The following is a 12,140-nucleotide window of genomic DNA, read 5'->3' as shown; positions in this document are numbered from 1 at the left end:
TCGCGATATCCGATGCCGGAATCCGTAGTCGCACTCCAGATTCGCCACGGAATCCCTTGTCATGTGGCGCACGTCATGTCACGATCGTCGCGCCACGGGTTGTTGAACATCTGACAAGTGGGAGGCGATATGACCGGCTTTTCGCCGAACGTGATCGGTGACCGGATCGCGGACGGCTCGTCGGGTGAGCGCTTCGCGGTGGTCGACCCCGCCGACGGTAGCACCGTCGCGGAGTACGGACTGGCTGGTCAGGAAGATGTGGACGCGGCCGTGGCGGCCGCGCGGGCCGCCTTCCCGGGCTGGTCCGGCGCGACGCCGGGCGAGCGCTCCGGCGCCCTGCACCGCCTGGCCGCGCTGCTGTCCGAGCGGGCCGCGGATTTCGTCGCCGCCGAGGTGGCGCAGACCGGCAAACCGGTGCGCCTGGCGACCGAGTTCGACGTGCCGGGCACGATCGACAACACCGCCTTCTTCGCCGGGGCGGCCCGTGACCTGCAGGGCAAGGCGGCGGGGGAGTACTCCGCCGACCACACCAGCTACGTGCGGCGCGAGGCGATCGGCGTGGTCGGCTCGATCTCGCCGTGGAACTACCCGCTGCAGATGGCGGCCTGGAAGATCCTGCCCGCGATCGCGGCGGGCAACACCATCGTGCTCAAGCCCGCCGAACTGACCCCGCTGACCAGCGTGATGTTCGCGCGGGCCTGCCTCGACGCGGGCATCCCGGCGGGCGTCGTCAACGTGGTCACCGGGCGCGGCCCGGTGGCCGGGGCGGCGCTGGTCGCGCACCCGGACGTGGACATGGTCAGCTTCACCGGCTCGACCGCGGTCGGCCGGGGGATCGGCGCGACCGCCGCGGGCGCGGTCAAGCGGGTGCACCTGGAGCTGGGCGGCAAGGCCCCGTTCCTGGTCTTCGACGACGCCGACGTGGAGGCCGCGGCGCAGGGCGCGGTGGCCGGCTCACTGATCAACAGCGGCCAGGACTGCACCGCCGCCACCCGTGCCTACGTGCAGCGCCCGCTCTACGACCGCTTCGTGGCCCGGGTCGCCGAGCTGTTCGAGGGCGTACGCGCCGGCGACCCGCGGGACCCGGCGACCGACATCGGTCCGCTGATCAGCCTCGCCCAGCGCGACCGGGTGGCGGGCTTCGTCGACCGGGCCCGCGCGGCGGGTGCCAAGATCGTGGCGGGCGGCCGGGTGCCCGACGGTTTGACACACGGCGCCTACTACGCGCCCACCCTGGTCGTGGACGCCGCGCAGGACAGCGAGATCGTCCAGCACGAGGTCTTCGGCCCGGTGCTGGTCGTGCTGCCGTTCGACGCCGATGATGAGGGAGTGGCGCTGGCCAACGACACGCCGTACGGCCTGGCGGCGAGCGTGTGGACACGGGACGTCCACCGGTCGCTGCGGGGCACGCGCGAGCTGCGCGCCGGGTGTGTGTGGGTCAACGACCACATCCCGATCATCAGCGAGATGCCACACGGGGGTTACCGTCGCTCCGGCTTCGGAAAGGACATGTCCACGTACTCGTTCGACGAGTACACCCAGATCAAGCACGTCATGTACGACACCACCGCGGTCGCCGCGAAGCCATGGCACCGCACCGTCTTCAGTCAGTAAGTGATATCTGCGCCTGTACACCCCTCTGGCAGTGAAGGAACGTTCGATGGCTCGTCGCATACCACTCTCCCCGCAGGCTCAGGCAGTGCTGGCGGCCATGCCGTCGCGCCGGACGGTGCTGCGCGGGGCTCTCGCCGGTGGGGCCTTCGCGGTGGCCGGCGGTGCGCTCGCCGCCTGCGGCACCAAGGGCACCGGCGGCACGGCCGGCCCGTCCGCGGGCCCGCGCTGCACCACGGCCGACCTGTCGGCCACCGAACGCAAGATCGCGTTCTCGAACTGGCCCGCATACATGGACGAGGACGAGAAGAACGCCGAGGTCCACCCGACGCTGGTCGCGTTCAAGGCGAAGACCGGCATCGACGTGTCCTACACCGCCGACATCAACGACAACAACGAGTTCTACGGCAAGATCCGGACGCAGCTGGCCGCCTGCCAGCCGATCGATCGCGACATCGTCGTGTTCACCGACTGGATGGCGACGACGTTCATCCGCAACGGCTTCGCGGCCAAGTTCAACCCGGACAAGGTCGCGACGTTCCTGAAGAACCTGGCCCCGACGCTGCGCAGCCGCCAGTTCGACCCGAACATGGAGTACGCGGCCCCGTGGCAGTCGGGTCTGACCGGCATCGGCGTGAACACCGCGGTGGCCAAGGAGGTGCGCACCGTCGACGAGCTGCTGACCCGCCCCGACCTGAAGGGCAAGGTCACCTGTCTCACCGAGATGCGCGACACGATGGGCTTCATGCTCATGTCGAACGGCAAGGACCCGGGCAACTTCACCACCGCCGACTTCGACGCGGCGCTGGAGAAGCTGAAGGCGGCCGTGGCCTCGGGGCAGATCCGGCGCTTCACCGGCAACGACTACGTGCAGGACCTGGCCAAGGGTGACATCGCCGCCTGCATCGCGTGGTCCGGCGACGTGATCCAGCTCGGCTTCGAGAACGACAAGATCAAGCTGGTCACCCCGGACGAGGGCATGATGCTCTGGTCGGACAACATGCTGATCCCGGTGACCTCGCCGCACGCCGCGAACGCGATGGCGTTGATCGACTACTACTACGATCCGAAGGTGGCCGCCGAGCTGGCCGCGTTCGTCAACTACGTCTGCCCGGTGGCGGGCGCGCAGGAGGAGATGGTCAAGATCGACCCGGACCTCGCGCAGAACCCGCTCATCTTCCCCAACGCCGAGATGCAGGCGAAGATCAAGATCTTCAAGCCGCTGACCGAGGCGGAGGAGAAGGAGTACACGGGCAAGTTCCAGGCAGCGATCGGGGCGTGACAGGTTGACCGACCAGGACCTCTGCATCGAGAACGTCACCAAGACGTTCGGCGGGTTCACCGCCGTCGACGATCTCACCCTGACCGTTCCGGACGGCTCGTTCTTCGCGCTGCTCGGCGCTTCGGGCTGCGGCAAGACCACCACGCTGCGCATGGTGGCGGGTCTGGAGGAGCCGACCGCCGGGCGGATCACGCTGGGCGGGCTGGACATCACCCGGATGCGCCCGTACAAGCGGCCGGTCAACACGGTGTTCCAGAGCTACGCGCTGTTCCCGCACATGAGCGTCGAGGACAACGTGGCGTTCGGCCTGCGCCGCAAGGGCGAGAACAAGGCGGACACCCGCCGCAAGGTCGCCGAGATGCTCGACCTGGTCCAGCTGGGGCAGTACGGCACGCGCCGCCCGGCGCAGCTGTCCGGCGGCCAGCAGCAGCGGGTGGCGCTGGCCCGCGCGCTGGTCAACAGCCCCGAGGTGCTGCTGCTCGACGAGCCGCTCGGCGCGCTCGACCTGAAGCTGCGCCGGCAGATGCAGATCGAGCTCAAGCGCATCCAGACCGAGGTCGGCATCACCTTCGTGCACGTCACGCACGACCAGGAGGAGGCCATGACCATGGCCGACACGGTCGCCGTGATGCAGGCGGGGCGGATCGAGCAGTTGGGCGCGCCGGCCGAGATGTACGAGTTCCCGGCCTCGGCGTTCGTGGCCAACTTCCTCGGCCAGTCCAACCTGATCAAAGCGGAGGTCACCGGGCAGACCGACGGGCACGTGACCGTCGACGCGCACGGCAACCGGCTGGCCGTGCCGGCGGCCCGGTGCCGCGTCACCTCCGGCGCGGCCCTGCTGGGCGTACGCCCGGAGAAGCTGCACCTGGCCGACGGCCTGGACGCGGTGCCCTCGGGCCACGCGGCGGTGCGGGGCGTCATCACCGACGCCTCCTTCACCGGCGTCTCCACGCAGTATCTGGTGCGCGCGCCGTGGGGCAGCGAGCTGACGGTGTTCGTGCCCAACTCCGGCATCGCGAACCCGGCGCCGCCCGGGGCGGAGGTCGCGGTGCACTGGTCGCCCGCGCACTCGTTCCTCGTGGGGAGCTGACGTGGCCGCCCTGCTGCCCACGGCGTCGGGCACGCCCGCCGCCGCCACCGAGATCCCGGTCGAACCGCCGGCCGGGATGCGGCGGCGGCGGTGGATCCCGTACGCCCTGCTCGCGCCGGGCTTGCTCTGGCTCGGCGTGTTCTTCGTCTACCCGGTGTTCCAGCTGGCCATGGCCAGTCTCTGGGACCCCAGCGGGTCGATCGAGACCGGTTACACGTTCGCCTGGTCGTTCGGCAACTACGTCACCGCCTGGGAGATGTTCCACGTCCAGTTCCTGCGGTCGCTGTGGTACGCGCTGATCACCACGGTGATCTGCGTGGCGCTGGGCTACCCGCTCGCGTACGCCATCGCGATCAAGGGCGGGCGGTGGAAGAACCTGATGCTGGTCGGCGTGATCGCGCCGTTCTTCACCAGCTACCTGGTGCGCACCTACTCCTGGAAGGCGATCCTGTCCGACAGCGGGCCGGTGGTCGACTTCCTGAAGTGGCTGCACATCCTGCCGCCGGACGGCCGGCTGCTGGCGACCGAGTTCGCGGTGATCGCGGGCCTGGTCTACAACTTCCTGCCGTTCATGGTGCTGCCGCTCTACGCCAGCCTCGACAAGCTGGACGTGCGGCTGCTGGAGGCGGCCCGCGACCTCTACCACGGGCCGGTGCGCAGTTTCTTCCGCGTGACGCTGCCGCTGTCCATGCCTGGCGTGCTGGCGGGCACCCTGCTCACGTTCATCCCCTCGGCCGGTGACTACGTCAACGCCCAGCTGCTGGGCGGCCCCAACACGCAGATGATCGGCAGCGTGATCCAGTCGCGGTTCCTGGTGGTCAACGACTACCCCATCGCCTCGGCGCTGTCGGTGATGCTGATGCTGACCATCCTCGTGCTCGTGATGATCTACGTACGCGTCTTCGGCACGGAGGAGGTGGTCTGATGCGCACGTTCTGGCGCTGGCTCGCCGAGAAGTGGGTGCTGCTGCTCGGCTTCGTGCTGCTGGCCTACCTGTTCGTGCCGATCGCCGTGGTGATGCTGCTGTCGTTCAACCAGCCGGCCAGCCGCAACACGACGTACGTGCTCGACTTCGAGACCTTCTCGTTCACCTGGAACAACTGGACCGACATCTGCGGGGCGGCAGGCATCTGCGAGTCGCTGACGCGCAGCATCTACGTCGGCCTGTCCGCGACGCTGATCGCCACCATCCTGGGCACTTTGATCTCGTTTGCCCTGGTTCGGTACCGCTTCTTCGGCCGGGGATCGACCAATACGCTGATCTTCCTGCCGATGGCCACGCCCGAGATCGTCATGGGCACCTCGCTGTTGACCCTGTTCCTGGGCCTGCAGATTCCGATGGGCTTCTTGACGATCCTGATCGCGCATGTCATGTTCTGCATATCGTTTGTAGTGGTCACCGTGAAGGCACGGCTGGCCGGGCTGGATCCGAGGCTGCAGGAGGCGGCGATGGACCTGTACGCGACGCCGTGGCAGGCGTTCCGTCTGGTCATCCTGCCGCTCGTGCTGCCCGGCATCGTGGCCGCCGCCCTGCTGGCGTTCTCGCTGAGCTTCGACGACTTCATCATCACCAACTTCGTCACCGGCACCAGCGACTACACCACCTTCCCCATGTTCATCTGGGGCTCGAACCTGCGCGGCATCCCGCCGCAGGTCAACGCGATCGCCACCGCGATGTTCCTGATCTCGTTCGCGTTCGTCATCGCGGGCCAGCTGCGCACCCGTCGCCGCTCCGCCCGCCGCGCCGCGACGTCCTAGCAGACCTGACGGCCGCCGACCGGCCCCACGCCTGATTCGTGGGGAGCCGGCTCGGCGGCCGTTTGGTATTCCCAGACATTTCGTTTGTCTGGGCATTTATAGGGAAATGGAGCCGCAAAACGGCTTCCGGGTAGTAGAAGGAGGAGATCGGCTCATGCGGGCCAAAGGATCAAAACTGTGGGCGTCGGCGCTGTCAGATGCGTCGCCGACGCCGTACTGGACGGACCGGCCCTCCCGGCCGGCACCCGTGCCCCCGCTGACCAGCGCGACCACCGCGCAGCTGGCAGTCATCGGGGGCGGCTACAGCGGCCTGTGGACGGCGCTGCTGGCCAAGGAGCGCGACCCGTCGACCGACGTCGTCGTGCTGGAGTCGGGGGTGTGCGGCCACGCCGCCTCCGGACGCAACGGCGGATTCTGCTCCGCGAGCCTCACGCACGGGCTCGCCAACGGGGTGGACCGCTTCCCGGACGAGATCACCGAGCTGGAACGGCTCGGCCGGGAGAACCTCGACCAGATCGAGGACACACTGGGCCGGTACGGCATCGACTGCGACTTCGAGCGCACCGGTGAGCTGGAGGTGGCCACCTCCGCGTACCAGCTGGACTGGCTGCACGAGTCGGCCGAGCTGACCCGTTCGATGGGTTACCGCGCCGAGGTGCTCGACCGCGACCAGGTGCGGGCCGAGGTCGACTCGCCCACGTACCTCGGCGGCTGGTGGGACCGCGACCGGGTGGCCATGGTCGACCCGGCGAAGCTGGCCTGGGGCCTGCGGCAGGCCTGCCTGACCCTGGGCGTGCGCATCTACGAGGGCACCCCGGTGCTCGGGGTCAGCAGCGGGCGCGACGGCCTGCTGCTGCGCACCCCGCACGGTGAGGTCCGGGCGGCCCGCGTCGCGCTGGCGACCAGCGCCTTCGGGCCGCTGGTGCGCAAGCTCAGGCGCTACCTGATCCCGGTGTACGACTACGCCCTGATGACCGAGCCGCTCACCGTCGAGCAGCTGGGCGCCCTGGGCTGGCGGCACCGGCAGGGGCTGGGCGATTCGGCGAACCAGTTCCACTACTACCGGCTCACCGCCGACAACCGGATCCTGTTCGGCGGCTACGACGCGATCTACCACTTCGGCAACCGGATCGCGCCGACCCTCGAACAGCGCCAGGACACCTTCGCGCGGCTGGCCGAGCACTTCTTCACCACGTTCCCGCAGCTGGAAGGGCTGCGGTTCACGCACAGCTGGGGCGGGGTGATCGACACCTGCACCCGCTTCTGCGCCTTCTTCGGCACCGCCTTCGGCGGTCGGCTGGCCTACGCGGCCGGCTACACCGGGCTGGGCGTGGGCGCGACCCGCTTCGGCGCGCAGGTGATGCTCGACCACCTCGCGGGGCAGTCCACGGAGCGCACCAGGCTGGACTTCGTACGGTCCAAGCCCTGGCCGCTGCCCCCGGAGCCGCTGCGCTCGCTCGGCATCCAGTTGACCCGCTGGTCGCTGGCCCGCGCCGACGAGCACCAGGGACGCCGCAACCTGTGGCTGCGCACGCTGGACCACGCCGGCCTGGGTTTCGACTCCTGACACCGCCGTCCCCATTGGTGATCAACCTGTGGGGACCCGGGCACATTTGAATCAAGTCGTTTCGTGGCATCTGTTGCCACGTGTTGAAGGGACTTTTATGCGTATCCTGCTGGTCGGCGCTGGTGGCGTCGGCAGTGCAGCAGCCGCCATCGCCGCTCGCCGTGACTTCTTCCAGCTCATGGTGGTGGCCGACTACTCCCTGGAACGCGCCCAACGGGCCGTCTCGGGGCTCGGCGACCGGTTCGTCGCGGCGAGGCTCGACGCCTCGTCGGCCGACGACGTCGCCCGGTTGTGCCGCGAACACGGCATCACGCACGTGCTCAACGCGGTCGATCCCCGCTTCGTCATGCCGATCTTCGACGGAGCGTACGCAGCGGGGGCGGACTACCTCGACATGGCCATGTCGCTGTCCCGCCCGCACCCGACCGACCCGTACGCCCAGACCGGCGTGATGCTCGGCGAGCAGCAGTTCGGCAAGGCCGTCGCCTGGGAGGCCGCCGACCGGCTGGCGCTCGTCGGCATCGGCGTCGAACCCGGCCTGTCCGACATCTTCGCCCGCTACGCCGCCGACCACCTGTTCTCCGAGATCGACGAGATCGGGGTGCGGGACGGCTCCAACATCACCGTCGAGGGCTTCGACTTCGCCCCGTCGTTCTCCATCTGGACCACCATCGAGGAGTGCCTCAACCCGCCGATCATCTGGGAACGCGACCGCGGCTGGTTCACCACCGCCCCGTTCAGCGAGCCCGAGGTGTTCGACTTCCCCGAGGGCATCGGCCCCGTCGAGTGCGTCAACGTGGAGCACGAGGAGGTGCTGCTCATCCCGCGCTGGGTCGACGCCAGGCGGGTGACCTTCAAGTACGGCCTCGGCACCGAGTTCATCGAGATCCTGAAGACCGTGCACAAGCTCGGCCTCGACTCCACCAGGCCGATCGCCATCGGCGGCGGCCAGTCGACGGTCATGGTCTCGCCGCGCGACGTGCTCGCCGCGCAGCTGCCCGACCCCGCCACGCTGGGCTCCCGGATGAAGGGCAAGACCTGCGCGGGCACCTGGGTCAAGGGCAAGGGCCTCGACGGCCGGCCCAAGGAGATGTACCTCTACCACGTGGTCGACAACGAGTGGTCCATGCGCGAATACGGCCACCAGGCGGTGGTGTGGCAGACCGCGGTGAACCCCGTCGTCGCGCTGGAGCTGCTGGCCGCGGGCGAGTGGAAAGGCAAGGGCGTGCTCGGGCCGGAGGCGCTGGACCCGGTGCCGTTCCTGGACCTGCTGACGGCGTACGGCTCCCCGTGGGGCATGCGTGACCAGCAGCCCTTTCGGGCGGTGACCCAGGCGGCCCGCGAGCAGATCGCCGCCTGACGCGTTGTTGCCGTGCCCGCTCGGTAAGTCGGGACATACCCGAGCGGGCACGTCGCTGCCGGCGGCTGCCATGGCCAAGACGCTGGTCGACATCGATGAGGACCGGCTCGCGGAGACCGGCGGCTCAGCGATCTGAACAGCCGACCCGGCCCAGCCACCCCTGACCGGGACATGGCGAGACCCGATCGAGCCGGGCTTCGCCATGCCACCCGATCAGCCTGCTCAAGGACTTGCCACTGCTCCCACGAGCACTGGCTCGATGTAGGGGATCATGGTGTGGACGTAGGTCCCCGTGAGGTGCGAGCGGTCCTGCCACACACGGACGCCTCCGACGACGGCATAGCAGGTCACCGGGCCGCAGACGCGGTCGTTGAAATCCGCGAAGGTGACCATCGGAGAGCCGACCTTGTTCACGGCGTCGACCGCGGGGTCCGCGTATTCCCATTCGGACCTGGGTGCTGAGCATGCACCGTAGTCATCGGGGTGGGCGCCAAGGCAGCTGATCGGGTTCGCGTTCGGGAACAACTTGGTCTCGCCCTTGTCCCCGCCGACCGCCGAGGGAGCGTCCCTGATCACCACGGTCCTGATCCCTGCGTCACTCAGTTTCCGATAGGCGGAGGTGTAGACGTCGACGAACTGCGGGCGACCGAAACCTGGCCTGAACCAGCCGGCGTAATTGGGCTGGTAACCGAGGTTGGAGGTGACCACCAGGGTCGGCTTCAGCTTGAGAATGCTGCTGAGGACTGCCCGGCCCCATTCGCCGCAATGGACGAACTGCGGCAGGAACGTGCCCTCTTGCCAGTCCGCGAACGGACAGCCAGTCGCGTAGTAGGTTACGAGGTGCCAGTGCTGGGCTTCCGCGATCTCGGACAGCGCTTCGAGCCATTGCAGCGCATGGGAATTGCCCGTCAACACCACCGTCACCGGTGACGACAAGTCCCCGGCATCGCACCGCGTGACGCGCCAGTCGTGTTCATAGCTGTTGCACAATGAGTCGTTGAGTCCCGGCTTGCCGCGCTCGATGGCACCGATCTGCCAGATGGAGCCGTCCGGAACGTACCCACCATCATTGGTAGGAGCACAGTTGTTGGCGGGATCCAGTGCCGCTGCGCCGAAGCAGGCCATCTTCCCGGCAAGCTGGTCGGCGAGTTGACGCTGGTGTTCCTCCTGACGGTGGTTCGCCACACCGGTCCAGGTCACGGAGACGGCGATCACGACCGCCATGCCCAACGCGCCCATCGCGTATGTCGGCACCAGGCGACGCCACCACGCCAGATTCCTGACGGGGTCTTCGAGGAATCGCTTCGTCAGCGCCGCCAGCACCAGCGTGGCGACGATGATCGCCACGTCGTCCTTCCAGCCTCGGGCCGATTGCAACGCCGCAGGCTCGATCACCAGCAGCGGCCAGTGCCACAGGTAGATCGAGTAGGAGTGGTCCCCCAGCCACTGGAGCATGTGCACCGGATACCAGTCCAGTGGCGCGTTCGCCGCCAGCACCAGCAGCGCTCCTGCGACCGGGATGGCCGCCCGCCAGCCGGGGATCGCCGTCTCGGCGTTGAACCGCCAAACCGCAGCCGCCATCAGCAGCCAGCCCGCGTACGCGACCGGGATCCGGGAACGCTCGCCCCACTTCGTGGACAGCACCTTGGCGATCACGGGCTGGGCGACGGCCAGCAGACCGCCGGCGCCCAGTTCCCAGACCCGGGTCGTGGACACGAAGTATGCCGCGGCCGGCGTCGAGCGGGTGTACGTGATCGAAAACCACAACGACGCGCCGACCACGACGAGCAGTCCCGCGAAGTAGAGCCAACGCCGTTCCCGCAGCCGCCAACCCAGCCAGGTCAACAGCAGGATGAGGACCGGCCACACGAGGTAGAACTGCTCCTCCACCGAGAGTGACCAGTAGTGCTGCACGGGAGTGGCCGGGCTTCCGGCCGCGAAGTAATCGACCGAGTCGGCGGCGAGTGCCCAGTTGACCCAGTACGTGGCGGCGGCGCGGATCTGACGAGCCGTGGCCAACCACTGCGATTCGGGAAGCCACAGCCAACTCGCCACGGCAGTCGCCGCCAGGACGGCAAGTGAGGCCGGCAGCAGTCTGCGTACCCGTCGGCCCCAGAAGTCCAACAACCCATGATGGTTGGTCGGGACGTGCTCCACCAGGTGCGAGGTGATGAGGAACCCGGAAATGACGAAGAAGACGTCGACTCCCAAGTAACCGCCGGCCAGCGGCCCGTTCGGCCACAGATGGCTCACCAGGACCACGCCCACCGCGAATGCCCGCAGTACCTGAATATCGGGCCGGATATCCCGTTTCTGGATGGGCTGGGACATTCCGCGCTCCTCGGCTCATGATCGCAAGACGGCGTATGCTAACCGAATGCGCGGCCCGACGATGGATGGGGTTCGAGACTTTGGAAGGCAGCGTGGCGATCGCTGCCGAAAGCACTGAATCTCGCCAAGTGTTTTCGGCGATTCCACGATCTTCTGCCATGGTGCTGACTGAGGGCAGATCCGCGGGAGGCAATACCACCGGCTTCGTCAGGTCATGCCCCGCCGAGAGCCACGGGCACCTTCACGTCAGGGTCCACTCCGGACGCCCACCGCACCGGACAGCCGACCCCGCAAAACTTCGCTGAGCCTTTATCGGAGGTCGGGCCGAGGCGGGAGGCCGACGACCGAGACAGCGACCGAGGCACCGAGCGCCGCTGCCGAGTCGCAGGCGAGGCCGAGCACGATCCCGTCGCGGATCCATGCGGCCACCGCCATCGAGGGCAGCCCTGACACCGTCGCGGTCAGCGTCGCGGCCGGGGGCAGCGGCATGGGGCGGCGCAGGCCGCCGCCGTGCAGGCCGACGCCGAGAGCCTTGCCGACGGCCTCCTTCTGGGTCCACAGCAGCAGAAAATCTTCGGGGTGGCGAGTGACCCAGTCCGCCTCGGCCTCGGAGAACCAGCGCCGCGCGAGTTCGGTGGCGGGGAGTCCGCGGACCGTCTCGACGTCGATGCCCAGCGGGCCGAGTTCCGTGACGGCCACGGCTGCCAGGTCCGGGCTGTGGCTGACGGCCAGGTGCAGGCCGGCTACGCCGACGGCAAATGGCCGTCCGGCGGGTTCGCGGCCGATTTCGATCCGCTCGGCGTCGATGCCGAGCACTTCGCCCAGGGCGTGCCGGGCCAGGTCGGTGGCGTTCACCGTGGCGGCCAGCCAGATCCGGATACCCGACATGACGACCACGATGGCACAAGCCGTTTGTGGCGCAGCTCGTCGGCATGCGCGGGCTTTTGGAGCATGAGGCGATCACCGGGTATCGCATGCCATCGCCTCAAGCGGTGGCATTTCGGGTGTTAGCCAGCGAGGTCGGGCAGCATCTGCCCGCGGTGCGCGAACCAGGTCAGGGAGTCCCTGATGCCCTCCTCGACGGACTGTTCCGCCCGCCAGCCGAGCAGGTCCGCGGCGCGGCTGCTGCGGGTGTAGGCGC

At 68.5% G+C, this 12,140-nt stretch carries 9 protein-coding genes; 7 read left to right on the top strand and 2 right to left on the bottom strand.

Annotated elements, in window-relative coordinates; all coding sequences use genetic code 11:
- Positions 1-129 precede the first annotated feature (129 nt).
- The 7 genes from HAV39_RS20150 (at position 130) to HAV39_RS20120 (ending at position 8,668) form a co-directional block, all read left to right on the top strand.
- A complete protein-coding gene (locus tag HAV39_RS20150; RefSeq protein WP_191840755.1) occupies positions 130-1,614 on the top strand; it encodes a gamma-aminobutyraldehyde dehydrogenase in 1,485 nt (494 codons plus the stop codon).
- 46 nt (positions 1,615-1,660) lie between these two features.
- Positions 1,661-2,893, top strand: a complete 1,233-nt coding sequence (locus tag HAV39_RS20145) for a polyamine ABC transporter substrate-binding protein (RefSeq protein ID WP_191840754.1) — start codon at positions 1,661-1,663, stop codon at positions 2,891-2,893.
- Between the two features lie 4 nt (positions 2,894-2,897).
- The gene (locus HAV39_RS20140; RefSeq protein WP_191840753.1) at positions 2,898-3,983 is read left to right on the top strand and encodes an ABC transporter ATP-binding protein; all 1,086 of its coding nucleotides are present in this window, start codon (positions 2,898-2,900) and stop codon (positions 3,981-3,983) included.
- Position 3,984: 1 nt separating this feature from the next.
- Positions 3,985-4,908, top strand: a complete 924-nt coding sequence (locus tag HAV39_RS20135) for an ABC transporter permease (RefSeq protein WP_239120445.1) — start codon at positions 3,985-3,987, stop codon at positions 4,906-4,908.
- Positions 4,908-5,741 carry an ABC transporter permease gene (locus HAV39_RS20130; protein ID WP_191840752.1) on the top strand — a complete coding sequence of 278 codons (834 nt, stop codon included), beginning with the start codon at positions 4,908-4,910 and terminating at the stop codon, positions 5,739-5,741. Before HAV39_RS20135 ends, HAV39_RS20130 begins: the two co-directional genes overlap by 1 nt.
- Before the next feature lie 154 nt (positions 5,742-5,895).
- Positions 5,896-7,308, top strand: coding sequence for an NAD(P)/FAD-dependent oxidoreductase (locus tag HAV39_RS20125; protein ID WP_191840751.1), 1,413 nt, complete (start codon positions 5,896-5,898; stop codon positions 7,306-7,308).
- 97 nt (positions 7,309-7,405) lie between these two features.
- On the top strand, positions 7,406-8,668 hold the full coding sequence (locus HAV39_RS20120; protein ID WP_191840750.1) for a saccharopine dehydrogenase family protein: 1,263 nt from the start codon (positions 7,406-7,408) through the stop codon (positions 8,666-8,668).
- Positions 8,669-8,890: 222 nt separating this feature from the next.
- Here the strand turns inward: HAV39_RS20120 and HAV39_RS20115 are convergent, their stop codons facing one another.
- Both HAV39_RS20115 and HAV39_RS20110 read right to left on the bottom strand, forming a co-directional pair.
- The gene (locus tag HAV39_RS20115; protein ID WP_191840749.1) at positions 8,891-10,999 is read right to left on the bottom strand and encodes an acyltransferase family protein; all 2,109 of its coding nucleotides are present in this window, start codon (positions 10,997-10,999) and stop codon (positions 8,891-8,893) included.
- A gap of 309 nt (positions 11,000-11,308) precedes the next feature.
- Positions 11,309-11,887 carry a 4'-phosphopantetheinyl transferase family protein gene (locus HAV39_RS20110; RefSeq protein ID WP_191840748.1) on the bottom strand — a complete coding sequence of 193 codons (579 nt, stop codon included), beginning with the start codon at positions 11,885-11,887 and terminating at the stop codon, positions 11,309-11,311.
- Positions 11,888-12,140: the final 253 nt, after the last annotated feature.

Origin of the sequence: Catellatospora chokoriensis (assembly GCF_011297315.1) — a bacterium.
Taxonomy (GTDB): Bacteria; Actinomycetota; Actinomycetes; order Mycobacteriales; family Micromonosporaceae; genus Catellatospora; species Catellatospora citrea.
The sequence above is the reverse complement of the archived record's forward strand: the minus strand, read 5'-3'. Positions and strand labels throughout refer to the sequence as shown.

Excerpts from the sequence above, each read along its gene's own strand:
- HAV39_RS20150 (WP_191840755.1), top strand. The coding sequence starts at position 130 with ATGACCGGCTTTTCGCCGAACGTGATCGGTGACCGGATCGCGGACGGC.
- HAV39_RS20145 (WP_191840754.1), top strand. The coding sequence starts at position 1,661 with ATGGCTCGTCGCATACCACTCTCCCCGCAGGCTCAGGCAGTGCTGGCG.
- HAV39_RS20130 (WP_191840752.1), top strand. The coding sequence starts at position 4,908 with ATGCGCACGTTCTGGCGCTGGCTCGCCGAGAAGTGGGTGCTGCTGCTC.
- HAV39_RS20125 (WP_191840751.1), top strand. The coding sequence starts at position 5,896 with ATGCGGGCCAAAGGATCAAAACTGTGGGCGTCGGCGCTGTCAGATGCG.
- HAV39_RS20120 (WP_191840750.1), top strand. The coding sequence starts at position 7,406 with ATGCGTATCCTGCTGGTCGGCGCTGGTGGCGTCGGCAGTGCAGCAGCC.
- HAV39_RS20115 (WP_191840749.1), bottom strand. The coding sequence starts at position 10,999 with ATGTCCCAGCCCATCCAGAAACGGGATATCCGGCCCGATATTCAGGTA.
- HAV39_RS20110 (WP_191840748.1), bottom strand. The coding sequence starts at position 11,887 with ATGTCGGGTATCCGGATCTGGCTGGCCGCCACGGTGAACGCCACCGAC.